The sequence below is a fragment of the Pseudomonas sp. Hz4 genome (assembly GCF_054898165.1).
The window spans coordinates 2,563,147-2,586,503 of record NZ_CM142719.1; the positions used below are offsets into that span (position 1 = coordinate 2,563,147).

The following is a 23,357-nucleotide window of genomic DNA, read 5'->3' on the forward strand; positions in this document are numbered from 1 at the left end:
TTTTAAGAGAACTTCATTGAATTGCTGGCGACTATCGACGCCGGCAATGGATGCGCCTCACGCCCAGGTTTGCCCGAGCGTCGCCAGATCGGCCTTTTGCAGATCCTGCGCGCTCAGCACGATACGGAACTTGCAGTTGGCGTTGAAGTTAAGAAAAAAGGGCTCTGCAAAAGCGGGTATGTCGGATGGGTCTTTTACATCGACCAGAAAGATCCCGCCGCGCATGCCATCCTGCTCAGTAAAGTACGCCGCCTCCGGCTTGATACTGACCAGAATGCGCTCAATGACCTCGCCCACTTTTCCGGCTTTGACAAGGGAATTAAAGGGTTCATTAGGGCACTCGACCATCAGTAACATCTTCATCATTCAATCCTCTGCTCAACTTGCAACCCTGTAACCAGACCTTTGCGTCTGGCGCTCATGCCGCAGGCCATTCATTCAACAGTCCTCGCGGTTTGTGTTATCAAGAATAGCGAAGCATGAGCCAGCCCTCGTGCACAGGTTACGGGCGGTCATGAAGCTTCATTTCAAGGATTGAGAAAGTCCTGATAGTTGCGGATGCGGTAGTCGGCCATGGCTTGGCAGGGGACATCGAGTGGGGCTTGGGTGTTGATGGGAGGAAATGGAACTAACATCGTCCATAACGTCTAAATTTCATTGAGATATCCCGCCACTCTGAAGGAACGACTCATGCCCAGATCTCGCTCATTGATTGCAGCTGTTACCTGCCTTGCGCTGGTCTGCGGCTCAGGAATTGCGTTAGCCGATCCCGGTAATGGAAAGGGTCAAGGAAACGACAAGGGAAATCCACAAAACAGCCAAGTTCATGGTAATCAGGGAAGTCAGGGCAGCAAAGGCAAAAACTCCGGGGGCGGCGATTGGGATAATGGCCCAAGCATCAATCACGGAAGTGTTCTTGGAATTGTTGGCGGGTATCGAGACTACTGGAGCCCCGGACCTGCATTGCCACCCGGCATTCAAAAGAACCTCGCGCGAGGTAAGCCGCTTCCACCAGGGATTGCCAAAAAACTGGACGGTCGGTTGATCGGCAGGCTGCCTCATTATGATGGATATGAATGGCAGCAAGCTGGCACCGACTTGATATTGGTCGCGCTGGCAACCGGGCTCATCTACGAAGTGCTCAACGGTGCTTTTGATTAATGCTTGAGTGGCGCGGGCGATGGGCATGATCCGTATGCCCATTTGAAGGGTGTTCTGAGGCGGCTGCCAATGAAAAACTGCCCTTAGCTTGCTAGCGCTATTCGTCCACGCTGATGCCCGATCCTCCTAATTCGTTGGGGACATCCTTCAGCTTGGGCAATCCATCTTTGATGCGCAGCACGGTCTCCTGATAGTGCACGTGAACGCCTGGCGAGTACGCGAGATCCGGGATGATCGCGGCATACACGTCGATGAGCCCCATCTCCGGGTGTTCAGTAAAGATATGTCCGCCGCACGTCTTGCACCACTTGCGGTAACTGCGCGATGTCTTGTTGTAGGTGCCGATGTTGTCAGCGCCCCGAGTCACCTGCACCGCCTCGGGTTTCCACAGCGTGAAGGCATTGACCGGCCCTGCTGACCAATGCCGACACGACTCGCAATGGCAATAGCCCATTCCGGCCGGCTCGCCGCTGACTGTGAACTCGACTGCGCCACAAAAACAACTGCCCTTGTAAGACCGTTCAATGCTCATGGCATGACTCCTTGATTAATTGCCAGGCGATACCGCCGGACATGGGATGGATCGCCTGAACGTTGCCTGCCTTCACCCGTCAATGTAGCGCACCGCTGTGGCCGGCGTGCGCCGCACCTGCAGTTCGAAAATGTCAGGGCGCGCGTAATGCCCGGTGACGTCGAGCGCCCGCCGCGCTGGCGCCACGAGTGAGACGTCGATGTCCGCATACAAAATGCCTGCCTCTCGGTGTAATGGACCGGCCACGATCCGGCCTTGAGGGTTGACCACCACTGAGTCGCCGTCGTTGATCCATTCGTCCGGATCGGGAAACAGTTGCGTACGCGCCGGGAAGTCGTCGGGGATGTCGCTGCCGCGCAGCGCGGTGCCACTGCCGAGCACCCAGCAGCGGCCTTCGAGCGCAATGTGACGCATCGTGCTGATCCAGCCCTCGCCAGTGTCGTACGTGGGTGCGACGTAGATTTCTACCCCTTGGGCGTACAGTGAATAGCGTGCCAGCGGCATGTAGTTTTCCCAGCAGATGAGCGCACCAATGCGGCCGACCGGTGTATCGACCGTGCGCAACCCGGAGGCATCACCGAAGCCATGCACCATGCGCTCGGGATTCGTTGGCATCAGCTTGCGGTGTCGGTTGAGCACTGCGCCGTTCGCGCCGATAACGACTACGCTGTTATAGAGCGTGCCGCCACCCTTTTGCCGCTCGCATTCATTGATGCCGCACACGATCGTCACGGCGTGAACCCTGGCGGCCTCGCACAATTGGCTCAGGTCACCGTTGGTGATATCGACGGCGTTGGCCAGCAGCCGCGTGTGCAACTGGCCCATTACAGCCCCGTCCTTTCCCGCCGCCAGCCGCCAGATCCACGACGGGTAACCGGGAATGAACAATTCGGGCAAAACGATCAGTGAGGCTCCCGCCGTCGCAGCCTCAGCGACTGATTGCACGGCCCGGGCGATCGTCGCGCTGCGATCGAGCAGCACGGGCGGGCGCTGAATGATGGCTACCTTGGTCATGGCGTTCTCCTTTGGCTTTTGGCTTTTGAAGGCTTGAGCGTGCGCGTGGCGAAGTGGCGGGGCTAGTTCAAAAACTGAAGCGTTGCAGTTGCGGAGTCCAGGTGATGGAAGAGAGCTACGGTCAGTTCTGCACGGTCGCGCGCGGTGCTGAAGCGCTGTGCGAGCGCTGGACACCTTTAGTCGTGCGCGAGCTGCTGTGCGGCAGTAAGCGCTTCAATGAACTGCACCGCGGCGTACCACGGATGTCCACCAACCTGCTGACACAGCGGCTGCGTCATTTGGAAGAAATCGGCGTCGTGCACCGCACGCCCGCAGGCAAAGTCTGGGAGTACAGCCTGACCGAGGCGGGCGAGGAATTGCGCCCCATCATCATGGCGCTGGGACATTGGGGCGCGCGCTGGATCGGCAGTCGCCTTCGCGATGACGAACTCGACGCGGGCTTGCTGATGTGGGACGTGCGCCGGTTCGTGCGCATCGAAACGTTCCCGTCCCGACCGGTGGTCATCCAGTTCACGTTCCGCGACGCGCGGCCCGGCGAGCAAGCGTGGTGGCTCGTGGTCGAACAGGGCGTGGCAGACCTGTGCCGCGACGACCCCGGACGCGAACTGACGCTCGTCGTGGACTCCAGCGTGCGCGCGTTGACCGAAGTGTGGACGGGCGACCGCACACCGCGGGAGGTGCTTCAGTCGCGAGAATTGCGTGTGGATGGCGCGGTGAAGGATGCGGAAAGTTTGTGGCGCTGGCTGGGCACGAGCGCGTTTGCGGGGACTCGGAGTGCGGTAGTGACTCGGTAATCTCGCTGAAGCTCAACTCGACTTCTTCGGTGGGTAGTTGCCGCGGAAGTCCCCGGACTTGTTGCCGGTTTTGCTGGGCAGGTTAGGGACCACCGGACGGGACCTGGGCTGAGGGTTGGAGCGGCTGCGGGGTTGAGGTTGTTTGCTCATGGTTCGCCTCCCGACTTTTTCAGCGTTTCGAATAACGGCCTCTTGATAAAGCTTAGCTGTTGGGCGCTATGAGCTGCACCGTCCGGCACTTGGGGAATGTGCTGCATCCCCAAAACTGCTGGCCGATGTTGGCACCGCTTTTGAATGTACGCACCACCAGCGCACTGCTGCAGCGCGGACATTGGCGGGAAGCCGATCGATCGCTGCGCTGCTTCAGGCGTTGCACATGCTCACGCCGGGTAGCGAACGTCAGCGCCAGACGACCTGCTTGCAAGGTTTGTAGCATAGCCGTCACCTGCGCCTCGCTGAACACCGCTTGCTGGAACGACTTGATATAGCGGATCGACCCCATGCCTTGGGTGACATTGGCGGGCATTTTGGTCTTGAAGGTGCTGCGGCCGACAAAGGCGATGACCGAATGCACACACTCCGGCCCGATTCCCAACGCGACTTGCAGTGCTTTCAAATGCTTGTAGTTCTGGTGAATCGGGTTCTGGAACTTGAAACGCTTTCTGTAAAGCTGTTGCGTCCACTGAGCCTGCTTTTCACCGCCGAAGATCCAGCCGCTCATGTTCTTCGTCTCCAGCACGAAAATGCCGAAGGGCGAAAGAAACACATGGTCGATCTGCGTCGTGCCGTCCGGGGCGGTCAGCGTCACGTCATGCAGGCGGCGGTAGACGTGACGATTCAATAGAAAGTGCGAGAACAATCGGATTAGCTGCTCACCGAACCAGCCTTTGAACAGGCGCGATTTCAGCAGCGCCAACACCAGCATCAGCGGCAGTAGCCATTTCAGGATGTCGAGTAAGGGTGGCAGGATAACTGAGGTGTTCACATGGCAATCCTTTGCAGTGAGAGGTTCTTTTGGTTGTGCTGCCTGATACTGCCTTCTAGTCAAGCTTTCGGGGCAGTCCTCAGTTTTACCAAGGGGCGCGTTCAAGCTACCAAAATCCGCAGCTCACAACCTTAAACAAAACGGGCGCCGATAGCGCTCGTTGTCATTCACTCCAATTACTAAACCGTCGATGCAAATCCGGAAAAATACCTTGAGCACCGCACTGAGGACGTGCTGTCCGTATAAGCCGACGCCAAGACCCGACACGATGAGAACGACTGCAACGATTTTGTTGAGTGACAGGCTCTCATTGAAAATCATGACTGAACCGAGCAGTCCGAATACTGGCACCAATAACGACAATGGCGCGACTGTAGACACTGGATATCGTTTCAGAAGTGAATTCCACACCCAATAGCCGAACAGTGTATTGGGGTATGGCAGTAATCGAGATTGCGAGTAGTAGGTGCCCGACTTTCATACTGATCTTCCTTGAATGGACGTCGAGAAATGATTCGTAAGAACCCACAGCGCCAAAGCTGTAGCGCTGATCAAGGCGCCCAGCAGGCTTACTGCCATCCAGCCCCAGAGCGCATAAACCTGGGTCGCGGCTGCCGCCCCCAGCGCGCTACCGACCGAGTAGAAGCACATGTATGCGCCGACCATGCGACTTTGGGCGTCGGGTCGTGCAGCAAAAATGAGGCTCTGGTTGGTGACGTGTACGGCTTGCACCGCGAAGTCGAGCAAGACCACTCCGCAGACCAGCGCGATCAGCGACGTCTCGGCAAAAGTGATGGGCAACCAAGAAAGCGTCAGGAGCCCCAGTGAAATGCCGGTAACTCGTTGTCCCAAACCTTGATCGGCCCAGCGACCGGCTCTTCTGGCAGCAAGGGCACCGGCGACGCCGGCCAAGCCAAACATGCCGATGGCAGTGTGTGAAAGTGACAGCGGCGGAGCGCTCAACGGCAGCACCATGGATGTCCATAGCACGGAGAAAGCGGCAAAGATCAGTAAGGCCAGCAGGCCCCTGATCCGCAAAACCGGTTCGGTCATGAACAGCTTGAAGAGCGATCGGATGAGCGCTCGGTAGGAGTGTTGATTGCGTGGCGACACTGCGGCAGGAACCACTCTCCAGAACACCGCCGCGATGGTCAGCATCAATCCTGAGGAAACGAAATAAACGGCGCGCCAGCCCGCTAGATCTGCGATCAGTCCAGAGGTAAACCGCGCCAGAAGAATGCCCAGGACAATTCCGCTGGTTACGGTTCCCACTGCCTGCCCACGTTGTGATGGCGTTGCCAGCACGGCGGCATAGGCCACAAGCACCTGAACGACCACTGCCAGTAAGCCCATCACGATCATGGCTCCCAGCAGGGCCAGCCATTGCTGTGATGCGCCGACTGCCGCCAGCGCAATTGCAGACAGCATCACTTGGGTCAAAATCAGCCGTTTACGGTTGACCATATCGCCCAGCGGTACAATGAACAGCAACCCCAGCGCGTATCCAACCTGAGTGGCCGTCACCACGACCCCGATCAATCCTGAAGTGACGCCCAGGCTCTCAGCCATTGAGGCGAGCAAGGGTTGGGCGAAGTAAACATTGGCTACTGCAAGTGCGCAGGTGACGGAAAACAATAACGTGAGCGATGGAGAAAGCCCCGGAGACCGGTCGGTCTTGCTGCTTTCTCCGGTATCCGTATGGGGCAATCCCGAAGGCTGGCTGGAGAAACGTTTGGTGGCTGAGTCGGTATCTGCTGTCATGCACACCTCCATGGCGTTAAACTGGTTTCAATTAAAAACTGGTTTCAATTATTGTTGAATCAGGTTTCAAATTGCAACCATGTTGCTCCAGATTGATCGACAGACTTGGCAGTCCTTATCCAAAAGGTAAACACGATGGTCGAAGGCGCTTCACCGCAAAGCAGCGAATGCCCGGTAGCAAGAACACTGGAGGCAATTGGGGATCGCTGGTCGCTCATGATCATCCGCGACGCATTTGACGACATTCGCCGATTCAGCGAATTTCAAAAGAGTTTGGGCGTGGCCAAAAATATTCTGGCATCGCGACTGAAAACGTTGGTTGAGGTCGGTGTATTCGACGTTCGACCGGCGTCAGATGGAAGCGCCTACAAGGAGTACGTCCTTACGGACAAAGGACGGGAGATCTTTCCGGTTGTGGTCAGTATGAGGCAGTGGGGCGAACGTTTCCTGTTCAAGCCGCAAGAGACGCGTTCTGTGCTGTTGGACAACGAGTCCGGACAGTCTCTGATGCCGATTGATGTTCGCTCATCAAGCGGTCAAAAACTTGGACCGTCTGACTGCCACAGGGTGAGACTTGTTGCCGGCGAGTCGTGAATCGACAGCAGACTTCCTCTCACGCCAGACGATCCTAGGGAAATTCAAGCCAGTATGCTAGGCGCAGTTGACAAGAGCTTGTCCGCTTTTGGCCGATAGTTGGCACCGCCATGCTCTCCAAATCCTCAAAATGGGAAGGCATTGGTATCAGTTGCTTAGCGTAGAATTTCCAGAACACGAGCCCACACCCGAGACGGACCCTCAATGCAAACCCCCATCACCCAACCCCCCCTCTGGAAAACCTACCTCCTTTTCCTGGCCCCCATGGTCCTGTCCAATTTCCTCCAATCCATGTCGGGCACCATCAACAGCATCTACATCGGCCAAATGCTCGGCACCCAAGCCCTGGCCGCTGTCTCGGGCATGTTCCCCATCGTCTTCTTCTTCATCGCCCTGGTCATCGGCCTCGGCGCGGGTGCTGGCGTGCTCATCGGCCAAGCCTGGGGCGCGCGCGAGCCGCATCTGGTGAAAACCATCGCCGGCACAACCTTACTGTTAGGCGCAATGATCGGCCTGACAGCAGCGGTACTCGGCAGTGTGTTCGCAAGACCAGCCTTGCAGGGTTTGGGCACCCCCGCAGACGTTCTCGACGACGCAGTCTCCTACGCCCACGTGATGATGTGGATCATGCCGTCACTCCTGGTCTACGTACTTTTCACCCAACTTCTGCGCGGGGTGAGCGATACGGTGTCGCCGCTGGTGGCGTTGGTGGTGTCGACGTGTATCGGGTTGGCGCTGACGCCGGCGTTGATTCGGGGTTGGTTCGGGTTGCCGATGATGGGGATTCAGAGTGCGGCGTATGCCGGGTTGGCGGGTAATTTGTCGGCGATGGGGTGGCTGGCGTGGCGGTTGATTCGCAGGGGGCATCCGTTGGCGCCGGATCGGGAGATGTTTGCGGCGATGCGGCTGGACCTGGTGATTCTCGGCAAGGTGCTGCGCATCGGGTTGCCGACCGGATTGCAGATGGTGGTGTTGTCGGTGTCGGAGCTGGTGATTCTGGCGCTGGTGAATCAGCACGGTTCGCAGGCGACGGCGGCGTATGGGGCGGTGACGCAGATCGTCAATTACGTGCAGTTTCCAGCGCTGTCGATTGCGATCACGGCGTCGATCCTCGGCGCTCAGGCGATTGGGGCAGGGCGCTTTGAGCGCATGGCGCCGATTCTGCGCACGGGGCTGTTGATCAACGTGTGCCTGACCGGTGGGTTGGTGGTATTGGGTTATCTGTTGTCGCACTGGTTGCTGGGGTTGTTCCTCACGGATGATTCCACCCGGGCGATGGCGGAACACCTATTGCACATCATGCTCTGGAGCCTGTTGGTGTTTGGCTTCCAGGCGATCGTCGGCGGCATCATGCGCGCCAGCGGCTCGGTGCTGGTGCCGATGGCGATTTCGATTGTTTGCGTGGTCGGTGTGCAGTTGCCGGTGGCGTATGCGTTGGATGCGCGGTTTGGGTTGCAGGGTGTGTGGATGGCGTTTCCGGTGGCGTATCTGGGGATGCTGGCGTTGCAGACGGCGTATTACAAAATGGTCTGGCAGCATCAGAAGATTGAGCGGTTGGTGTAGGCGAGCAGGCGGTAACGATGCTGAACATGCAGATGATTAAAGTACACGATAACGGTCTGGATCAGCTCCGTGATGCTCTGCATCAGGCAGCATTGCCCTGCGATGATGTCAGCGAACCAGGCCGGCAGTTTTTCCGTTTCGAAGTGGCGGGGAAATGGGTGGCTTTTGGAGGGTTGGAGGGGTCGGCTCCCGACCTGTTGCTTCGTTCAATGGTGGTGTGTGAAGCGCGTCGTGGAGAAGGGCTGGGCCAAGCCGTGTTGTTTGCATTGGAACAGTGTGCGGCCTCGCAAGGCGCGCTTCGACTGCATTTGTTGACCCAAGGGGCAGCCGGTTTTTTTGCCGCCAATGGTTATGAACGGTTCGATAGGCAGGCGGCACCTGTTGCCATCACCCAAACAGCCCAATTCAAACATTTATGTCCGGCGTCTGCGAGCTATCTACGAAAAACGTTAAGTGCGCCGGTTCCATAGTCTGGCGACGTTGCTCGAACAACTCATCTCAAAACGACAACTTTGGCTCACGCATTGGCGCTGTTCTTGCGGCTCGCTGTTGGCCGTGTCCTGGGCCTGCATCAGGGAGGTCGCTTTGTTTTGAGTCGGAGTGCCGGATGCTTCCAGGCATTAAACTGTTCTGTGAAAAGTTCTGTATGAGTTCGCACTGACGCCGGCGATGCGATCGGCGGGCGGGTGCGTCATGACTGAGCTTGATGTCATCCAGCGTCAGACTGACAATCCATGGTGAACGTGTGATGCGAACCGGCAGGCGTGATCGCCTGAGGAGGTTTTCAAATGAGTTCCTCATCGCCAACCCTCTTGCAGGACCGGACCGCGGCCGGTCGACGTCTTGTGGAGCCGTTACTCAAATACGCGCATAGACCCGATGTCATCGTCCTCGCCTTGCCCCGTGGCGGTGTGCCGGTCGCCTATGAAGTGGCTACTGCCCTGGAGGTTCGCCTCGACCTGATGCTGGTGCGCAAGCTCGGGGTTCCGTCCCATCAGGAGCTCGCCATGGGCGCCATCGCCAGCGGCGACATCCAAATCCTCAATGAACACGCGTTGCGGGCCCACCCGATTGATCAGGCCACGTTCGACACCGTGGTCGCCCGGGAAACCCGGGAGCTGTTGCGCCGCGAGCAGGTTTACCGGGGAACGCGCGCGCCTGTGCAACTCAAGGGTCAGGTGGTAATTCTGATCGATGACGGCCTGGCGACAGGCGCCTCGATGATGGCGGCGATCCACGCGGTACGTGTGCAGGCGCCGTCTCGTATCGTCGTCGCCGTGCCGGTGGCGCCGATTGAGACGGCGCAGGCGCTGCGCAGCGAGGTGGATGAGCTGATATGCCTGCTTATTCCCGACTGGTTCATGTCGATCGGCCGTTGGTACATGGACTTTACCCAGACCTCGGATGCCGAGGTCATCAAGCTGTTGCAGCGGGCCTGGCTGCGAGAGTCCAGCGCCGCTCAACAGCTTTCCGGTCATTAGTGTTGATGCTTGACTCTGTCCCACGGGGCAGAGTCTATGGTTGTCCTCGCCAAAACGGATGCTTGGTCAAGCGAGGGGGACAATTGTATGAGTCAGTTATGTCTGGTCACGGGGGCCAATGGTCATTTGGGCAATTCCTTGGTCAGAGCCTTGCTCGATCAGGGTTACCGAGTTCGCGCTGGGGTTCGTGATGCAAACGATACGGCAGCGTTCGAGGGGCTGGATTGCGAAAGGGTGTATGCCGAACTGCTCGACGAAGCGGCCATGCTCGAGGCGTTGAACGGAGTCGACCTATTGTTTCAGGTCGCGGCGGTGTTCAAGCACTGGGCGAGGCATCCGCACGCCGAGATTATCGAACCGAATGTGGAGGGGACACGTCGCGTTTTGCAGGCGGCGAAGAAGGCCGGGGTCAAGCGCGTGGTGTATGTCAGTTCCGTTGCGGCCATCGGTCAGAACGGCCAGGCGCTCGATGAAGAACACTGGAATGACGAGGACGAGAATGCCTATTACGCGTCCAAGATTCTGTCGGAGCAAATGGCCTGGCGCACGGCGCAGGCCCTGAACCTTTGGATGGTCTCGGTGTTGCCCTCGGCGATGATCGGCCCCAACGCGGCAAAGCTGACTGACACCATGAAATTTGTCGATTCGATCAGACGGCGACAGATGCCTCTGGACCCGGGCTTTCATTTCAATTTTGTCGACGTGCGAGATGTCGCGCTGGGGATGATCCTCGCGGCAGAAAAAGGCCGGTCAGGGCAGCGCTACATTCTGGCGAATGAGCGATCCTCTTCACTGGCCGAGATCATTGAAGCAGCGAACGCGGTTTTACCTGGCTATCGCCAACCACCGCCGGCACCCAAATGGCTGTTGGTCGCTGTGGCGTGGATGCAGGAGCGTTGGGCTGGCTTGACGGGTCGGCCTGCCGAAATGTTACTCAGTCAGGTCAGGATGTTCCATGACGTTAAGCAGGAATACGACATCACCAAGGCCAGGGCCGAATTGGGCTTCCGTCCACGAGCGCCGGAAGTCGCCCTTCAATCGGCGTTCATCTATCTAGGCCAGCGCTCGACGCTGCTTTATGAGGCGTCGCCACTGTCCCCGGTTCAAAAAGTGAATTGATCTCGCTTTTGAGTTCGCCGAGGTGAATAGCCAGCGCTTGCAAACCGGCTATTTGCTCGACGATTTGTTGGCACTTCAGGTCGATCGCCTGGTTGGTCAGTTCCAAGGGAAAGGCGTTCAGCGTGTTCTTGGCAGCGATCAGTGGAACCATCTCTGCGAGCTTGAAGCCGGCGACCTGTGCCCGACGGATAAGGCGCACGAGCGTAAGGTGATGTGAGGTGTAGACGCGATATCGACCCTGGCGATCCGGTTCCGGGATCAGACCCATTTGTTCGTAAAGTCGAATGGCTTTCGGGGTGCAACCGGTGAGCCCGGCGAGTCTTCCAATGAACATCAGCAATCCTTCTCGCCACGCGAGTTGCTATCGTAAATCCGCAAGCCATCCTATCGCAGTCCGGTTTGCTGGCAAGCCGTTGCCTGTGAATAGCTGATACCTGACGGCAAGAGCGGGACCCGCTGATCATCATCGTCAATAGCGACTCAAGACGGATGCGCGGTCTCTAGCCAGTCTTCAAACCGGGTCGCTCCGACAATGGGCTTATCGCCTGGCGTGAGGGATTTGTCATTGATCGGGGCACCAAAGTAAGGAACCGTGTCGTCCGAAACCGCCTCGCGCGGGTCCTTGGTGTGTTTGAGGTACTCACTCACGAACTCGACAATGGGGCGGCGATCCGGGCCGGCCACTTCCACGGTCTGATTGATCGGCGCTTTTTGAGCGATAGCCGTCAGTGCGGCCGCGACGTCGACCGAGGCCACCGGTTGCAGCGCGGCAGACGTTAGATGGATGGTGTTGCCCTCCTCGCGACCTGAGTAAGCAATGGCACTAATGAATTCGAAGAACTGCGTGGCCCGCAGGATGGTGTAGGGAACGCCCGACGCCTTGATGAGTTTTTCCTGGGCCATCTTGGCCCGAAAATAACCACTGTCGAGCATACGTTCGGTGCCGACGACTCACAGCGCGACATGGTGTTTGGTGCCGGCTACCTTTTCGGCAGCGAACAGGTTGTGCCCGGCGGTTTCGAAAAAGTGCAACGCCGCGTGGTTCTCGAATGAGGGCGAGTTCGCCACGTCGACCACCACGTCTGCGCCTTTTAACGCCTCCGTCAGCCCTTCGCCGCTGATGACATTGACGCCGGTGCTCGGCGACGCCGCCAGGGCTTCATGCCCCAGATCCTGGAGGTTCTTGCAGACTTTGCTGCCGATCAGACCACTTCCTCCGATGATGACGAATTTCATGGCCTGTCTCCCGATGCGGTGAGTTGGACCGTCATTAAACACCCGGACGGCGGCCGTTTCGGGGCGGCCATTGGCGTGGGCCGACAGGTGGTCGGAAGTCTGAGTGCCAGGTGGAATAAACGGCGTTTTTTTGCTTTAGTCCACCTATCGCTGGCTAACGTTGTGCGGGCGCTTCAGCTCATGACGGGAGCCCCGACCGGAGAATCCCATGAAACATCGATTCCCGACCTGCGCGGTGCTGGTTGCCGCCCTCGCATTCGGCGTGTTGCCTTGCGTCCAGGCGGTCGAGTACACGCAGGTGAATGAAACCGCCAGCACGATATCCTTCACGTATAAACAGTTCTCATCGCGGGTATACGGCACGTTCGGCAAGTTCGAGGCCACGCTTGATTTCGACACGGCGAACCCGTCAGCAGCCCACACCGCGCTCACCATCCAGCTCGACAGCATCGATGCCGGAAGCAGCGACGCCAACAGCGAACTGCAAAAACCTGCCTGGTTCGACTCGGCAACGTATCCAGTGGCGACGTTTGAATCGATCGGCGTGAAGGTATTGAGCGACAACCGTTACTCGATTACCGGCAAACTCACGCTCAGGGGAATCACGCGTGAAGTGGATGTACCGGTGCTGCTGAAGTCCGAGAATGACATAGGGATTTTCGATGGCCAGTTAACGCTCAAACGCAGCGACTTCAAAGTCGGTGAAGGTGAATGGGCCGACGGTGTCGTCTCCGACAAGATCAATATCCGGTTTCGCATGGTTGCGCCGGAGCAGTGACTCGGTCAGCGGGTTTAATAATCACGGCGTCAATGCAGATCAGGACTCATCAATCGAGCCAACGCAGATCGTTCCCACGCTCCCGCGTGGGGAATGCCTCAACGGACGCTCCGCGTTCGGCTCCGGTAGGGACGCGGAGCGTCCCGGGCCGCATTCCCACGCAGAGCGTGGGAACGATCGTCCTGCGGCAGCGATCCATCGTTATTGGCGCCTGACGAGCCCCTTCGCCACAGGGACTCGTCCATGCCGGCGAGTACTTTTGTGAGCCGCGCAGTTCCAGCACGTTATGATAGGCACGTCCGCCCCAGAGTCAGAGCCACGAATGCCCCAGATCACCCATTTCAAAACCCCGTGCCCCGAGCACATCAATAGCCAGATCCTGCAGATGGTGGTCGATTACCTGACCGACATCAGCATGGTCGCTATCGCGCCGAGCAACCTGTTGTACAACGTGTACCAGTACGCGATCGGCTACGAGGTTCATCTCTATCTGGAAGCATTGAACGGGGCGAAAGGGATAGCCGTGGAGTTGCTCGTCGCGACCGACGAAGACGACCCGGAGAAGGTTGTCGGCTTTCTGTTGTACCTGCCGGTCAAGGACGATCCTGAGGCGTGCGGCGTGGCGTATATGGCGGTGCATGCGAGCCATCGGCGTCAGGGTGTCGCCCGAAAGATGCTGCGGGAGATGGTCGGCCGCTATCCGCATGCCGAACTGACGTGCGCTGTGACCAAGGTTGCGTATTTTGAGGCAATGGGATTTCAGCTAGTGGGCGTGCGCGGTACTCAGGTGCTGATGAACACCCGTGACCATGGCACCGACGGCTTGATGGCCCTGCTGGACGTGGCGTCGATCTACAGCTCGCTGGAGGTGCGACAGATTCATACGTACCTGCTGCAAAAACACGGTAAGCGCGCGATGCTCGATGCGGAAAAGCAGCGTGACCGGCATCTGGACCAGATGACGCGCAAGGCGAAAGAGTGTGTCCGCGAGCGACTGGGTGAAGGTGCGGTACTCGCCCATTCCCCTCGACTGCGGTTGGTCTAGTCACCTTCGACGCAATGCAAAAAAAGCCCTTGTGCGGGCAACGCGCCAAGGGCTTTTTGGTATCTGTTTCAGGCATCAACCCCGGCGACCTCTCCAGCGTCTCCACGCGCACTCCTTTCAACCATCCCCACGATGGTTTCAAACAATTCGTCCTGTGCCTGCACGGCGGTGATTTCTCCATTTGCCGCGGCGTGGGACAAGGCTTCCGCCGCACCGAGCATCGCCCGCAATCCCGCTGCCTTGATATCACCCGAGCCAGCAAAAGGGGCGAGGGCGGTCCAGCACTTGTTCAGGAAAATCGCTTCGTACTCGCGTTTGATCTTCTCCAGCTCCGGGGAGCTGGCCAGTGCCGCGATGACGCCGGGGATTTCGTTGCCCTGAAGCAACACGCAGTCGACGTACGACGAAGCGATCACCCTGGCGGTGCCGGGCAAAGTCGGTTCGCTGTTCTGAAGCGCAGTATCCATCAGCGCAGTCTGTCGGGCATCGAAGTCCTGGTAGAGCGCCGCCAGTAACCCGGATCGCGTGGTGAAGTGATCGTAAACCACCGGTTTGGTCACCCCGGCTTGCTCGGCGAGCCGACCCAATGTCAGCGCGTCCGTGCCTTCTTCCCGAACGAGTTGCCAGGCGACGTCCAGCAACTGGCGTTGGCGGTCCTCCCGGGACATTCGTCGTCGCGGTGGCGGGGTGGAATCTTGCGCGTCTGATTCGGTGGTTGACATGGCTATGTACCAAAAGTAACTTACTGATCGTAACTTACCAAGAGTATATAAGGTCCGCCTTGTGCTCTCAATCAGGAGTTTTCAGCATGCACGCGCTTATCGTTGTGGCTCATCACGATCCTCGTTCGTTGACGCAAAGCCTGGCCGCGCAAGTCGCTCAGGGCATAGCCCTGGACGATCCCGGTCATACCATTGAAATCGCCGACCTCTCGGCCGAAGGGTTCGATCCGAGGTTCAGCGCCGCTGATCTGGCAGTGCATCACCGGGAGGCACCGCCCCCTGCTGATGTGGTTGCCGAGCAAGCGCGGATAGACCGCGCCGATGCGCTGGTGCTGGTTTATCCCGTCTACTGGTGGTCGATGCCGGCGCTGCTCAAGGGCTGGATTGATCGGGTATTTGCCAACGGCTGGGCGTTCGATTTCGGTGCAGATGCCAAGCTGGAGAAGAAGCTTGGCCATCTGCAAGTTCACCTGATCGGAGTGGGCGGTGCCGACGCTGCAACCTACGCCCGGCACGGTTATGCCGAGGCCATGAAGACGCAGATTGACCATGGGATTTTCGATTATTGCGGTGCGCAGGTGGTGACGTCCGAACGGCTGCTCGAATCGGAAATTCAGGATCCGGCGGTTCATCTGGATGCCGCACGGGCCTTGGGGCGCGAGCTCTTTGCGGCATCCAGCCCCATCACCTCTGCTAGGCCTGTTCGCCTGGCCAACCCGCCCGACGCAACGCGTTGAGCAGCGTCCCGGCGTCCAGTCCCCGCACCGCATGGCCATTGCCTTCGGCAGTGTCGGAGGCCAGCAAGGCATTGATGATCGCTTCCTCAACCGCTTCGGTGGCGGCCAGGAACAACTCGCTGATGTGGTCGTTGTTGACCATGCTCAGGTTGTTGCAGGTCGGTGCGCCTTTGCCTTCATACGCGGCCGGTGGCACGTGTTGGTTGCCGGTGGCGAAAGCGATGAAGATGTCGCCGCTGTGGTCTTCATTGCCGCCGCCGGTGCGGGCGAGGCCGAGGCTGGCGCGCTGCGCGAGGCGCGTGCACTGGTGTGGCAGCAACGACGCATCGGTGGCCAGGCAAACGACGATCGAACCCATGCCAGGATGCGGCAAGGACGCCTTGAGGAACGGCGAGTCGGCGTTTTCCATGTAGCGCCCGATGGCGCCGTGCTCGGTTTGTCCCTGGGTCGCTCGACGCGGTTCAGCCCTGAAGAGCAGGGCCGCCTGCTCTGTGTGCGTGATTGGGTGCTGGCGGCGATGCGACGTCACCTGCAATTGATGCCGCCGGAAGGTCCAGCCGCCGAAGCGGTGGCCGGGGATCTGGCGACCTTGCTGGATCGCCTCGACGCGCGCCTGTCGGTGCGGGAAATCGAAACGGCGCGACTGATTCTCCAGGGCTTCTCAAGCAAGGCCATCGCCCAACAGATGGGCATTTCCCCGGAGACGGTGAAGGTGCACCGGCGCAACCTCTATCACAAGCTCAATGTGAATGGGCATGGTGAGTTGTTTGCGTTGGTGCTCAATCCTCCAGCCTGAACACCAACGCCTTCAACCCGCATTCAACATCGGCGTCCGGAAATTCCGGCGGATTGTCCAGCCGTTGCTCGAAACGCAGGCTCGGTGCTTCGCGGGTGACGCCGTCGATGAGAAAGTCCGCACCGAACGCCGGATCGTTCATGCACGCCAGAACCGTGCCCTGGGGGCCGAGCAATTCCGGCAGCCGACGCAGCACGCGCTGGTAGTCCTTGGTCAGCAGAAAACTGCCTTTCTGAAAGGACGGCGGGTCGATGATCACCAGGTCGTAAGGGCCCTTGCCGATCACCTTGCCCCAGGATTTGAACAGGTCATGACCGAGGAACGTCACCTTGCTCAAGTCGTGGCCGTTGAGCCGGTGATTGTCGCGGCCACGGCTCAGGGCCGGGCTCGACATGTCCAGATTGACCACGTGCGTTGCACCACCTTCGATGGCCGCCACCGAGAATCCACAGGTGTAGGCGAACAGGTTCAGCACGCGCTTGCCCTGGGCATTGGCCCGCACCCAGTCGCGGCCGTAACGCATGTCGAGGAACAGGCCGGTGTTCTGTTTACGGCCCAGGTCCACCCGGTAATGCAGACCGCCCTCGGTGATCGTCATCTCGTCGATCGCGTCCCCCAACAGCCACTCGGTGGTGCTTTGCAACAGGTAGCGATGTTGCAGCAACAGCGTGTGCGCGCCGGATTGCGTCCACGCAGGCGATTGCGTGACGTCCATCAGCTTCTGTTCCAACGCGTCCAGTTGCGATGCTTCGGGTTCCTTGAACAGCGACACCAGCACCACGCCCTGCAGCCAATCGACAGTCAATTGCTCCAGTCCCGGCCAGCACCGGCCACGGCCGTGGAGCAGCCGACGGGTTTCGGCGGGGGGCGCTGCCAGGGCCGTCAGTAAATGGTCGTGGAGGGTGGAGAGGGCGTCTGAGTTCATCGGGCAGCGTCGGCAATGAGAAGGGGCGCATTTTAAACACAATTGCGGCGCGAGGACCGCTGCAAGGCGCCGAGAGTTATCACGTTTAATTTAACTTTACGTGAGGATTTGGCGATCTATCGGCTCACATAATCGGCTCCAACGATCAACCGCCGGGAGCCCATCATGTCGCAGCTACCTGCTTCACCCACGGTCAGCACATTTCCCCGCTGGCTACGGCTGACCCATTGGCTGAACGCCCTGGCGGTGCTGGTCATGGTCACCAGCGGTTGGCGAATCTATAACGCGTCCCCACTGTACGACTTCAGTTTTCCCAAAACGATCACCTTGGGTGGCTGGCTCGGCGGGGCGTTGCAATGGCATTTCGCTGCGATGTGGCTTCTGGCCGCCAACGGCCTCATCTATCTGATCATCAACCTCGTCAGTGGTCGTCTCAAACGGCGCTTTTTCCCGGTGTCGCCTAAAGGTGTCTTGCATGACCTGTGGGCGGCGTTGCGAGGGCGGTTGGGGCATGCCGATCTGAGTCATTACAACCAGGTGCAACGGGTGGCGTACCTGTTCGTGATGGTCGACATCACGCTGCTGGTGATTTCCGGGCTGGTGTTGTGGAAGTCCGTCCAGTTTCCGCTGTTGCGTGAACTGATGGGCGGTTACGAAGGCGCACGGCACGTGCACTTCATCGCGATGTCGCTGTTGGTGGCCTTTGTCGCGGTTCATCTGGTGATGGTCGCGCTGGTTCCCAAAACGTTGTGGGCGATGATTGTCGGTCGCAAGGAGCCCGTATGAAAAGGCGCATCGAAGGAACAGGGCTGGATGAGTCGTCCATCCTGACAGACGCCAGAAAGATCCTTGCACCGCAGATCGAGGACCGCTCACGACGATCGTTCCTGATGCGCGGCCTGACCCTCGGCGGCGTGGCCATGTTGTCCGGCTGCAACCTCACCGACAACGCAAGCGTTGAAACCGCGTTGTCCTCCATGTCGCGATTCAACGACCGGGTGCAGGGCTGGTTGTTCAACCCCAACGCACTGGCGCCGACCTATCCCGAGTCGATGATCACCCGGCCGTTTCCCTTCAATGCCTTTTATGGCATCGAAGAGGCGCCGACGGTGGAGGAAGAGCGTTATCGACTGGAAGTGACCGGGCTGGTCGCGGACAAGCGCAGCTGGCGGCTCGAAGAGCTGCGAGCCATGGCGCAGACCGAACAGATTACCCGGCACATTTGCGTCGAAGGCTGGAGCGCGATCGGGCGCTGGGGCGGCGTACGGTTCAGCGACTTCCTGAAGCGGGTCGGTGCCGACACGGATGCCAAATATGTCGGCTTCAAATGCGCGGACGACTACTACACCAGCATCGACATGGCCACCGCACTGCATTCGCAAACCTTGTTGACGCTGACCTATGACGGCGCGGTGCTGCCTCGCCAATACGGCTTCCCGATGAAGCTGCGCATGCCCACCAAGCTGGGCTACAAGAATCCCAAACACATTCAGGCGATGTTCGTCACCAACACCTATCCGGGTGGCTACTGGGAAGACCAGGGCTACAACTGGTTCGGTGGCAGCTGATGGCGCCTGGGTACTTCACTGCGCAGCGCTCGCTGCGCTCATCCACAACCTGTGCTTCAAGGAGTTTCATCATGAAAAAGTTAGCGACCACCGTACTGTCCATGTGCCTGGCATTTGGCGCCACCAGCGTGTTTGCCGCCGATGCAACAACCCATAACGGCATGAGCAACGACAGCATGAGCAAGGACTCGATGTCCAAAGACGCCATGCAAAAGGACACGATGAAAAAGGATGCCATGTCCAAGGATTCCATGAGCAAGGACACGATGAAGAAAGACACCATGTCCAATGACGCCATGGGCAAGGACGAAGTGAAGAAGGACGCGATGTCCAAGGACACCATGAAAAAAGACGCCCCGTCGTACTGATCCGAACACCGTCAAATGGGGGTATGACTTGAAGTCATGCCCTCATGACTTTTAATGGTTACAGCCCCGCAAACCCCCAGTGTTAAAAAATCGCAAACACAGCTCATCAACAACAAAAAAGAGCGTTTGCACCCATGACTAATCCTCACTGCCGCGTCCTCGCCAGCCCCGTGCTGCGCTCTTCGAACCCCGACATCTGCCACGTGATCCTCAAGATTCGCGTGCACTTCTGATCAACCCCAAATCCCTGAAGAGTAATAACTCATGAAAGAACTCGACCTGTACATCGGTGAAGGCTTCGAAGGCCCTGGCGTGAATGCCGCGCACATCAACATTCTGGTCGGTCCGCGCAACGGCCCGGCAGGGCAGGCGTTTGCCAATAGCCTGGCATCGCCAAGCCAAGGGCATTGCCCGTTCATGGTGATCGCCCAGCCGAACATTCCGGTCAAGCCGATGACCCTTTACGTCAACAAAGCCGCGATCAGCAGTGACCTGCACGGCAACGCCACGTGGGGCGCGTCGCAGGCCGGGATCGCCAAGGCTGTGATTGAAGCGCTGCTGGACGGCACCTTGCCGCCGGAAGCCGAAGACGAGTGGGCCATCGTGACCGCGAACTGGGTCAACCCGGCCTGCGACGACCTGGATGCGGTTTACCTGAACAACTACAACGCCTGCCGCACGGCGATTCGTGCGGCGTTGACCGGCAAGCCGGAAACCGCGCAACTGGCGGATGTGGTCAATCACATCAGCAACCCTTTCTACACCCCAAAAGCCTGAGGTCCGCGCCATGCAATACATTCGTTTGGGCAACTCCGGCCTGCAAGTCTCCCGCCTCTGCCTGGGCACCATGAACATGGGCACCCCGGACTGGAAACCGTGGATCTTCGATGAGAAGAAAAGCGAGCCCATCGTCGCGCATGCGCTGGACAACGGTGTGAATTTCATCGACCTCGCGGACTTCTACTCCGCCGGTGTCGGCGAGGAAGTGGTGGGGCGCATCGTCAAGCGCCTGGCCCGTCGCGAAGACCTGGTGATCACCACCAAGGTCGGCTACGGCACTCGCACCGGGATCAACGCCAGCGGTCATTCGCGCAAGCACATCATGGACAGCATCGATGCGTCGCTGAAGCGTCTGAACATGGATTACGTCGATGTGTTCATGCTGCATTACTTCGATGTGAATACCCCGGTCGAAGAAACCATGAGCGCCATGAACGACATCGTGCGTTCCGGCAAGGCGCGATACATCGGCGTCTCGACCATGCTCACCGGGCAACTGGCTAAAATTCTCGTGGCCTGCGAGCGCCATGGCTGGGTCAAGCCGATCAACATGCAGCTGCAACTGAACTGCGCCTACCGCGAAGAAGAACGCGAGATGATCCCGTTCTGCCGTGATCAGGGTTTGGGCGTGTCGGTGTTCAGTCCGTTGGCTCGCGGGTTGTTGACCGGTGATGTGCAATCGACTCGCAACCAGACCGACTTTTTTACTCAGCAGATGTACAGCGACGAAGCTTCGTTCGAGATCGCGCGTTCGGTGCAACGCGTGGCCCGTGCTCGCGGCGTGTCCAACGCACAGATCGCGCAGGCTTGGGTCGCCAATCATCCGGGCGTGGATTGCATGCTCGTGGGCGCCGACACCACAGAACAGTTCGACAGTGCCTTGGCAGCGCTGGAGACCAAACTCGATGCAGATGAGCTCTACGAGCTGGAACGCAATTACACCCCGTGCGACGTGATCAACGATTACACCGCCGGCAAACGTATCTTGCGTTCGGCCCGTCCGGGTCTGGAGCGCTTCAACCTGACTGAGGCTGTGGCATGAGCGCGCTGATCCGCAACGGCAACTTCATCGACGGCCAATGGTTCCGCGGTGGTTCGACCTACTCGGTGTTCAACCCGGCCAATGGCGAGTTGATTACCGACGTACAAAAAGCCGGCACTGAAGAAACCAACCGAGCCATCGACGCCGCCCACCGCGCTTTGCCAGCCTGGCGCACGTTGACTGCCAAGGAACGCAGCCAGAAGCTCAAGCGCTGGAGCGAATTGATGCTGAGCAATCAAAAGGATCTGGCGACCCTGCTCAGCCGCGAACAAGGCAAACCGCTCGCCGAAGCCATGGGTGAAGTGGTCTATGCCGCGAGCTTTCTGGAGTGGTTCGCTGAAGAAGCCAAACGCGCTTACGGCGACGTGATTCCAAGCCACAAGGCTGATGCGCGGATCATCGTGGTCAAGGAAGCCATCGGTGTAGTCGCTGCGATCACCCCGTGGAACTTCCCGCTGGCCATGGTCACCCGCAAGGTTGGCCCGGCACTGGCGGCGGGTTGCACGATGATTCTCAAGCCGTCGGAAGAGACGCCTTTGTCGGCCTTCGCCCTGGCGGTGCTGGCTGAACAGGCAGGCATTCCGGCCGGTGTGTTCAACATCGTTTCCGGCGACGCCGTGGCCATCGGTGGTGCGTTGCAAGCCTCCAGCATCGTGCGCAAACTCTCGTTCACCGGTTCCACCCGCACTGGCAAATTGCTGATGCGTCAGGCCGCCGACACATTGAAAAAAGTCTCGCTGGAACTGGGCGGCAACGCGCCGTTCATTGTCTTCGACGATGCTGATCTGGACGCTGCCGTGAAAGGCGCGATGGCCTCGAAATTTCGCAACACCGGACAAACCTGCGTCTGCGTGAACCGCTTCTTCATTCAGGAGGGCGTCTACGAAGCCTTCACCGGCAAGCTCGCCGAGGCGGTCGCCGCAATGCGCGTGGGCAGTGCGCTGGAGGGTGAAACCGAGCAGGGTCCGCTGATCAACGCAGCGGCGCTGGCCAAGGTCGAGCTGCATGTGGGCGATGCGCTGGAGAAAGGCGCCAAGCTGTTGTGCGGCGGTCGTCGCCATGCGCTGGGCGGCACTTTTTATGAGCCGACCATCCTCACCGAAGCCAACAGCGACATGCTGATCGCTCAGGACGAAACCTTCGGCCCAGTGGCCGCGTGCTTCCGCTTCAAGGACGAGGCCGAGGTGCTGCAACGGGCCAATGACACGCCGTACGGTTTGTCGGCTTATTTCTATAGCCGCGACATTGGCCGGGTCTGGCGCATGGCCGAAGGCCTGGAAGCCGGCATGGTGGGGATCAACGAAGGGATCATTTCCACGGAAGTGGCGCCATTCGGTGGCATCAAGGAGTCGGGCCTCGGTCGCGAGGGTTCGAAGTACGGTCTGGAGGACTACCTGGAAATCAAATACCTGTTGATGGGCGGCCTTTAAGCCCACCAACGTACCTGTGGGAGCGAGCTCCCACAGGGTACGTTGGTGTTCTATGGATTACTGACCAACCCCAACCAATCCGTAAACAACCGCACCTTCGACAGTCCCAGTTTGTCATTCGCCACATCCAGCCAATAACCATAGGGCCCCACCACCTCAACCGGGGTGATCGGCAACAGGCTGCCATTCGCAAGTTCCTTTTCGATCATCTGCCGATCAATCACCGCCAACCCGCCACCGGCCAGCGCCGTGTGAATCACCTGATCCAGGGTGCTGAATTCCAGCCCTTGACCGGCATCGATATCCTCACGGCCCATCGCCGCCAACCAGTTCTCCCACACCTTCAAACGCTTGCCGTCGTGCAGGATGTGCAGCAATGGAAACTGGCGCAGATCCGGCGGTTGGCCATTGATAAACAACTCCGGACTGGCCACCGCCATGTGCCGTTCCATCACCAGCAACTGACTGCTGCAGTGGCTGGCCGCTTCGAGACCGAAACGAATGTGGCAGTCGATTTCCGCAAGGTTGTCGTGGCCGGTCTGGTTGGTCACGCTCAAGCTTATGTCGGGGTAGCGTTGGCAGAACGCGCGCAAGTGCGCCGATAACCAACGCGTGGCCCAGGTCGGTGGCGCGGCGATGCGCAGGCGTTGGCGCAGGTTGGGTACGCGCACCGCTTGCAGAGCGCGTTCGACATGGTCGAAGGCATCGCTCAGTTGCGGGGAGAGGGCGAGACCGGTTTCGGTCAGCGACAGGCCCTGCGGCGTGCGGATGAACAGCGCCACACCGAGATAATCTTCGAGCTGCTTGATCTGACGGCTGACCGCGCCTTGGGTGACGTTCAGCCCCAGGGCCGCCTGGCTGAAACTGCGATGACGCGCAACTTCTTCAAAGACGCGCAGCATGTTGAGCGAGGGCAGTTGACGCAT

General features: G+C 59.0%; 26 protein-coding genes and 4 pseudogenes. 17 read left to right on the forward strand and 13 right to left on the reverse strand.

Translation table 11 applies throughout. The features are described 5' to 3' along the window. Positions 1-57: 57 nt before the first annotated feature. Complete coding sequence (locus ACYZTR_RS11685) at positions 58-363, reverse strand: panthothenate synthetase (RefSeq protein ID WP_282377758.1); 306 nt, start codon at positions 361-363, stop codon at positions 58-60. A 327-nt stretch (positions 364-690) separates the two neighbouring features. On the opposite strand from ACYZTR_RS11685, the gene ACYZTR_RS11690 reads away from it, so the two are divergent. Beyond that, positions 691-1,161 carry an anti-virulence regulator CigR family protein gene (locus ACYZTR_RS11690; protein WP_461978948.1) on the forward strand — a complete coding sequence of 157 codons (471 nt, stop codon included), beginning with the start codon at positions 691-693 and terminating at the stop codon, positions 1,159-1,161. A gap of 97 nt (positions 1,162-1,258) precedes the next feature. Here ACYZTR_RS11690 and ACYZTR_RS11695 read toward each other — a convergent pair whose 3' ends face one another. Next, positions 1,259-1,693 (reverse strand): GFA family protein, encoded by a 435-nt coding sequence (locus ACYZTR_RS11695; RefSeq protein ID WP_461978950.1) that lies wholly within the window; start codon positions 1,691-1,693, stop codon positions 1,259-1,261. A 72-nt stretch (positions 1,694-1,765) separates the two neighbouring features. Continuing rightward, positions 1,766-2,707, reverse strand: coding sequence for a carbon-nitrogen hydrolase family protein (locus ACYZTR_RS11700; RefSeq protein ID WP_461978952.1), 942 nt, complete (start codon positions 2,705-2,707; stop codon positions 1,766-1,768). A gap of 104 nt (positions 2,708-2,811) precedes the next feature. Here ACYZTR_RS11700 and ACYZTR_RS11705 point away from each other — a divergent pair, with 104 nt between their 5' ends. Continuing rightward, positions 2,812-3,501 carry a winged helix-turn-helix transcriptional regulator gene (locus ACYZTR_RS11705; protein WP_461978954.1) on the forward strand — a complete coding sequence of 230 codons (690 nt, stop codon included), beginning with the start codon at positions 2,812-2,814 and terminating at the stop codon, positions 3,499-3,501. Positions 3,502-3,513: 12 nt separating this feature from the next. On the opposite strand, the gene ACYZTR_RS11710 is transcribed toward ACYZTR_RS11705, so the two are convergent. The 4 genes and pseudogenes from ACYZTR_RS11710 to ACYZTR_RS11725 form a co-directional block, all read right to left on the reverse strand. Next, positions 3,514-3,651 (reverse strand): hypothetical protein, encoded by a 138-nt coding sequence (locus ACYZTR_RS11710; RefSeq protein ID WP_461978956.1) that lies wholly within the window; start codon positions 3,649-3,651, stop codon positions 3,514-3,516. Positions 3,652-3,703: 52 nt separating this feature from the next. Further along, positions 3,704-4,426 (reverse strand): nuclease-related domain-containing protein, encoded by a 723-nt coding sequence (locus ACYZTR_RS11715; protein ID WP_461979670.1) that lies wholly within the window; start codon positions 4,424-4,426, stop codon positions 3,704-3,706. Positions 4,427-4,609: 183 nt separating this feature from the next. Next, a pseudogene (locus tag ACYZTR_RS11720) lies at positions 4,610-4,924 on the reverse strand (EamA family transporter); the annotation flags it as partial. A 39-nt stretch (positions 4,925-4,963) separates the two neighbouring features. Further along, positions 4,964-6,247 (reverse strand): MFS transporter, encoded by a 1,284-nt coding sequence (locus ACYZTR_RS11725; protein ID WP_461978958.1) that lies wholly within the window; start codon positions 6,245-6,247, stop codon positions 4,964-4,966. A 135-nt stretch (positions 6,248-6,382) separates the two neighbouring features. On the opposite strand from ACYZTR_RS11725, the gene ACYZTR_RS11730 reads away from it, so the two are divergent. The 5 genes from ACYZTR_RS11730 to ACYZTR_RS11750 all read left to right on the forward strand — a co-directional run bounded on the left by ACYZTR_RS11730 (position 6,383) and on the right by ACYZTR_RS11750 (position 11,004). Continuing rightward, the gene (locus ACYZTR_RS11730) at positions 6,383-6,841 is read left to right on the forward strand and encodes a winged helix-turn-helix transcriptional regulator (RefSeq protein WP_461978960.1); all 459 of its coding nucleotides are present in this window, start codon (positions 6,383-6,385) and stop codon (positions 6,839-6,841) included. 204 nt (positions 6,842-7,045) lie between these two features. Continuing rightward, complete coding sequence (locus ACYZTR_RS11735; RefSeq protein ID WP_461978962.1) at positions 7,046-8,404, forward strand: MATE family efflux transporter; 1,359 nt, start codon at positions 7,046-7,048, stop codon at positions 8,402-8,404. A gap of 17 nt (positions 8,405-8,421) precedes the next feature. Beyond that, positions 8,422-8,874, forward strand: a complete 453-nt coding sequence (gene arsN2 / locus ACYZTR_RS11740) for an arsenic resistance N-acetyltransferase ArsN2 (RefSeq protein ID WP_461978964.1) — start codon at positions 8,422-8,424, stop codon at positions 8,872-8,874. A 318-nt stretch (positions 8,875-9,192) separates the two neighbouring features. Continuing rightward, on the forward strand, positions 9,193-9,885 hold the full coding sequence (locus ACYZTR_RS11745; protein ID WP_461978966.1) for a phosphoribosyltransferase: 693 nt from the start codon (positions 9,193-9,195) through the stop codon (positions 9,883-9,885). An 87-nt stretch (positions 9,886-9,972) separates the two neighbouring features. Continuing rightward, positions 9,973-11,004 carry an NAD-dependent epimerase/dehydratase family protein gene (locus ACYZTR_RS11750; RefSeq protein WP_461978968.1) on the forward strand — a complete coding sequence of 344 codons (1,032 nt, stop codon included), beginning with the start codon at positions 9,973-9,975 and terminating at the stop codon, positions 11,002-11,004. On the opposite strand, the gene ACYZTR_RS11755 is transcribed toward ACYZTR_RS11750, so the two are convergent. Beyond that, positions 10,931-11,338: a MerR family transcriptional regulator gene (locus ACYZTR_RS11755; RefSeq protein ID WP_461979672.1), complete on the reverse strand. Its 408-nt coding sequence runs from the start codon at positions 11,336-11,338 to the stop codon at positions 10,931-10,933. The genes ACYZTR_RS11750 and ACYZTR_RS11755 overlap by 74 nt on opposite strands. 146 nt (positions 11,339-11,484) lie before the next feature. Further along, positions 11,485-12,240: pseudogene (locus ACYZTR_RS11760) on the reverse strand (SDR family oxidoreductase). A gap of 208 nt (positions 12,241-12,448) precedes the next feature. Between ACYZTR_RS11760 and ACYZTR_RS11765 the strand changes: the two are divergent. Together ACYZTR_RS11765 and ACYZTR_RS11770 are read left to right on the forward strand one after the other, a co-directional pair. After that, entirely contained in the window at positions 12,449-13,018 is a 570-nt protein-coding gene (locus ACYZTR_RS11765; protein WP_461978970.1) for a YceI family protein, read from the forward strand. 322 nt (positions 13,019-13,340) lie between these two features. Next, positions 13,341-14,063, forward strand: a complete 723-nt coding sequence (locus ACYZTR_RS11770; protein ID WP_461978972.1) for a GNAT family N-acetyltransferase — start codon at positions 13,341-13,343, stop codon at positions 14,061-14,063. A 68-nt stretch (positions 14,064-14,131) separates the two neighbouring features. Here ACYZTR_RS11770 and ACYZTR_RS11775 read toward each other — a convergent pair whose 3' ends face one another. Next, complete coding sequence (locus ACYZTR_RS11775; protein ID WP_461978974.1) at positions 14,132-14,785, reverse strand: TetR/AcrR family transcriptional regulator; 654 nt, start codon at positions 14,783-14,785, stop codon at positions 14,132-14,134. A gap of 86 nt (positions 14,786-14,871) precedes the next feature. Between ACYZTR_RS11775 and ACYZTR_RS11780 the strand changes: the two genes are divergently transcribed. Beyond that, the gene (locus ACYZTR_RS11780; protein ID WP_461978976.1) at positions 14,872-15,522 is read left to right on the forward strand and encodes an NAD(P)H-dependent oxidoreductase; all 651 of its coding nucleotides are present in this window, start codon (positions 14,872-14,874) and stop codon (positions 15,520-15,522) included. Here the strand turns inward: ACYZTR_RS11780 and ACYZTR_RS11785 are convergent. After that, positions 15,479-15,943 (reverse strand): annotated as a pseudogene (locus ACYZTR_RS11785) (P1 family peptidase); the annotation flags it as partial. The gene ACYZTR_RS11780 and the pseudogene ACYZTR_RS11785 overlap by 44 nt on opposite strands. Positions 15,944-15,946: 3 nt before the next feature. Here ACYZTR_RS11785 and ACYZTR_RS11790 point away from each other — a divergent pair. Next, positions 15,947-16,318, forward strand: a pseudogene (locus tag ACYZTR_RS11790) (helix-turn-helix transcriptional regulator); the annotation flags it as partial. Here the strand turns inward: ACYZTR_RS11790 and ACYZTR_RS11795 are convergent. Beyond that, entirely contained in the window at positions 16,302-17,243 is a 942-nt protein-coding gene (locus tag ACYZTR_RS11795) for a class I SAM-dependent methyltransferase (protein ID WP_461978977.1), read from the reverse strand. The pseudogene ACYZTR_RS11790 and the gene ACYZTR_RS11795 overlap by 17 nt on opposite strands. A gap of 165 nt (positions 17,244-17,408) precedes the next feature. Here ACYZTR_RS11795 and ACYZTR_RS11800 point away from each other — a divergent pair, with 165 nt between their 5' ends. The 6 genes from ACYZTR_RS11800 to ACYZTR_RS11825 all read left to right on the forward strand — a co-directional run bounded on the left by ACYZTR_RS11800 (position 17,409) and on the right by ACYZTR_RS11825 (position 22,431). Then, positions 17,409-18,029, forward strand: coding sequence for a cytochrome b/b6 domain-containing protein (locus tag ACYZTR_RS11800; protein ID WP_461978979.1), 621 nt, complete (start codon positions 17,409-17,411; stop codon positions 18,027-18,029). Further along, positions 18,026-18,811, forward strand: a complete 786-nt coding sequence (locus ACYZTR_RS11805) for a molybdopterin-dependent oxidoreductase (RefSeq protein ID WP_461978981.1) — start codon at positions 18,026-18,028, stop codon at positions 18,809-18,811. The genes ACYZTR_RS11800 and ACYZTR_RS11805 overlap by 4 nt, the downstream gene beginning before the upstream one ends. Before the next feature lie 71 nt (positions 18,812-18,882). After that, on the forward strand, positions 18,883-19,179 hold the full coding sequence (locus tag ACYZTR_RS11810; protein ID WP_461978983.1) for a pentapeptide MXKDX repeat protein: 297 nt from the start codon (positions 18,883-18,885) through the stop codon (positions 19,177-19,179). Positions 19,180-19,443: 264 nt separating this feature from the next. Then, positions 19,444-19,956, forward strand: a complete 513-nt coding sequence (gene fae, locus ACYZTR_RS11815; RefSeq protein ID WP_461978984.1) for a formaldehyde-activating enzyme — start codon at positions 19,444-19,446, stop codon at positions 19,954-19,956. 10 nt (positions 19,957-19,966) lie between these two features. Beyond that, positions 19,967-21,001 (forward strand): aldo/keto reductase, encoded by a 1,035-nt coding sequence (locus ACYZTR_RS11820; RefSeq protein WP_461978986.1) that lies wholly within the window; start codon positions 19,967-19,969, stop codon positions 20,999-21,001. Continuing rightward, positions 20,998-22,431 (forward strand): NAD-dependent succinate-semialdehyde dehydrogenase, encoded by a 1,434-nt coding sequence (locus tag ACYZTR_RS11825; protein ID WP_461978988.1) that lies wholly within the window; start codon positions 20,998-21,000, stop codon positions 22,429-22,431. Before ACYZTR_RS11820 ends, ACYZTR_RS11825 begins: the two co-directional genes overlap by 4 nt. Before the next feature lie 50 nt (positions 22,432-22,481). On the opposite strand, the gene ACYZTR_RS11830 is transcribed toward ACYZTR_RS11825, so the two are convergent. After that, entirely contained in the window at positions 22,482-23,357 is an 876-nt protein-coding gene (locus ACYZTR_RS11830; protein ID WP_461978990.1) for a LysR substrate-binding domain-containing protein, read from the reverse strand.

Excerpts from the sequence above, each read along its gene's own strand:
- ACYZTR_RS11685 (WP_282377758.1), bottom strand. The coding sequence starts at position 363 with ATGAAGATGTTACTGATGGTCGAGTGCCCTAATGAACCCTTTAATTCC.
- ACYZTR_RS11690 (WP_461978948.1), top strand. The coding sequence starts at position 691 with ATGCCCAGATCTCGCTCATTGATTGCAGCTGTTACCTGCCTTGCGCTG.
- ACYZTR_RS11695 (WP_461978950.1), bottom strand. The coding sequence starts at position 1,693 with ATGAGCATTGAACGGTCTTACAAGGGCAGTTGTTTTTGTGGCGCAGTC.
- ACYZTR_RS11700 (WP_461978952.1), bottom strand. The coding sequence starts at position 2,707 with ATGACCAAGGTAGCCATCATTCAGCGCCCGCCCGTGCTGCTCGATCGC.
- ACYZTR_RS11705 (WP_461978954.1), top strand. The coding sequence starts at position 2,812 with ATGGAAGAGAGCTACGGTCAGTTCTGCACGGTCGCGCGCGGTGCTGAA.
- ACYZTR_RS11710 (WP_461978956.1), bottom strand. The coding sequence starts at position 3,651 with ATGAGCAAACAACCTCAACCCCGCAGCCGCTCCAACCCTCAGCCCAGG.
- ACYZTR_RS11715 (WP_461979670.1), bottom strand. The coding sequence starts at position 4,426 with ATGCTGGTGTTGGCGCTGCTGAAATCGCGCCTGTTCAAAGGCTGGTTC.
- ACYZTR_RS11725 (WP_461978958.1), bottom strand. The coding sequence starts at position 6,247 with ATGACAGCAGATACCGACTCAGCCACCAAACGTTTCTCCAGCCAGCCT.
- ACYZTR_RS11730 (WP_461978960.1), top strand. The coding sequence starts at position 6,383 with ATGGTCGAAGGCGCTTCACCGCAAAGCAGCGAATGCCCGGTAGCAAGA.
- ACYZTR_RS11735 (WP_461978962.1), top strand. The coding sequence starts at position 7,046 with ATGCAAACCCCCATCACCCAACCCCCCCTCTGGAAAACCTACCTCCTT.
- arsN2 (WP_461978964.1), top strand. The coding sequence starts at position 8,422 with ATGCTGAACATGCAGATGATTAAAGTACACGATAACGGTCTGGATCAG.
- ACYZTR_RS11745 (WP_461978966.1), top strand. The coding sequence starts at position 9,193 with ATGAGTTCCTCATCGCCAACCCTCTTGCAGGACCGGACCGCGGCCGGT.
- ACYZTR_RS11750 (WP_461978968.1), top strand. The coding sequence starts at position 9,973 with ATGAGTCAGTTATGTCTGGTCACGGGGGCCAATGGTCATTTGGGCAAT.
- ACYZTR_RS11755 (WP_461979672.1), bottom strand. The coding sequence starts at position 11,338 with ATGTTCATTGGAAGACTCGCCGGGCTCACCGGTTGCACCCCGAAAGCC.
- ACYZTR_RS11765 (WP_461978970.1), top strand. The coding sequence starts at position 12,449 with ATGAAACATCGATTCCCGACCTGCGCGGTGCTGGTTGCCGCCCTCGCA.
- ACYZTR_RS11770 (WP_461978972.1), top strand. The coding sequence starts at position 13,341 with ATGCCCCAGATCACCCATTTCAAAACCCCGTGCCCCGAGCACATCAAT.
- ACYZTR_RS11775 (WP_461978974.1), bottom strand. The coding sequence starts at position 14,785 with ATGTCAACCACCGAATCAGACGCGCAAGATTCCACCCCGCCACCGCGA.
- ACYZTR_RS11780 (WP_461978976.1), top strand. The coding sequence starts at position 14,872 with ATGCACGCGCTTATCGTTGTGGCTCATCACGATCCTCGTTCGTTGACG.
- ACYZTR_RS11795 (WP_461978977.1), bottom strand. The coding sequence starts at position 17,243 with ATGAACTCAGACGCCCTCTCCACCCTCCACGACCATTTACTGACGGCC.
- ACYZTR_RS11800 (WP_461978979.1), top strand. The coding sequence starts at position 17,409 with ATGTCGCAGCTACCTGCTTCACCCACGGTCAGCACATTTCCCCGCTGG.
- ACYZTR_RS11805 (WP_461978981.1), top strand. The coding sequence starts at position 18,026 with ATGAAAAGGCGCATCGAAGGAACAGGGCTGGATGAGTCGTCCATCCTG.
- ACYZTR_RS11810 (WP_461978983.1), top strand. The coding sequence starts at position 18,883 with ATGAAAAAGTTAGCGACCACCGTACTGTCCATGTGCCTGGCATTTGGC.
- fae (WP_461978984.1), top strand. The coding sequence starts at position 19,444 with ATGAAAGAACTCGACCTGTACATCGGTGAAGGCTTCGAAGGCCCTGGC.
- ACYZTR_RS11820 (WP_461978986.1), top strand. The coding sequence starts at position 19,967 with ATGCAATACATTCGTTTGGGCAACTCCGGCCTGCAAGTCTCCCGCCTC.
- ACYZTR_RS11825 (WP_461978988.1), top strand. The coding sequence starts at position 20,998 with ATGAGCGCGCTGATCCGCAACGGCAACTTCATCGACGGCCAATGGTTC.
- ACYZTR_RS11830 (WP_461978990.1), bottom strand. The coding sequence starts at position 23,357 with ATGCGTCAACTGCCCTCGCTCAACATGCTGCGCGTCTTTGAAGAAGTT.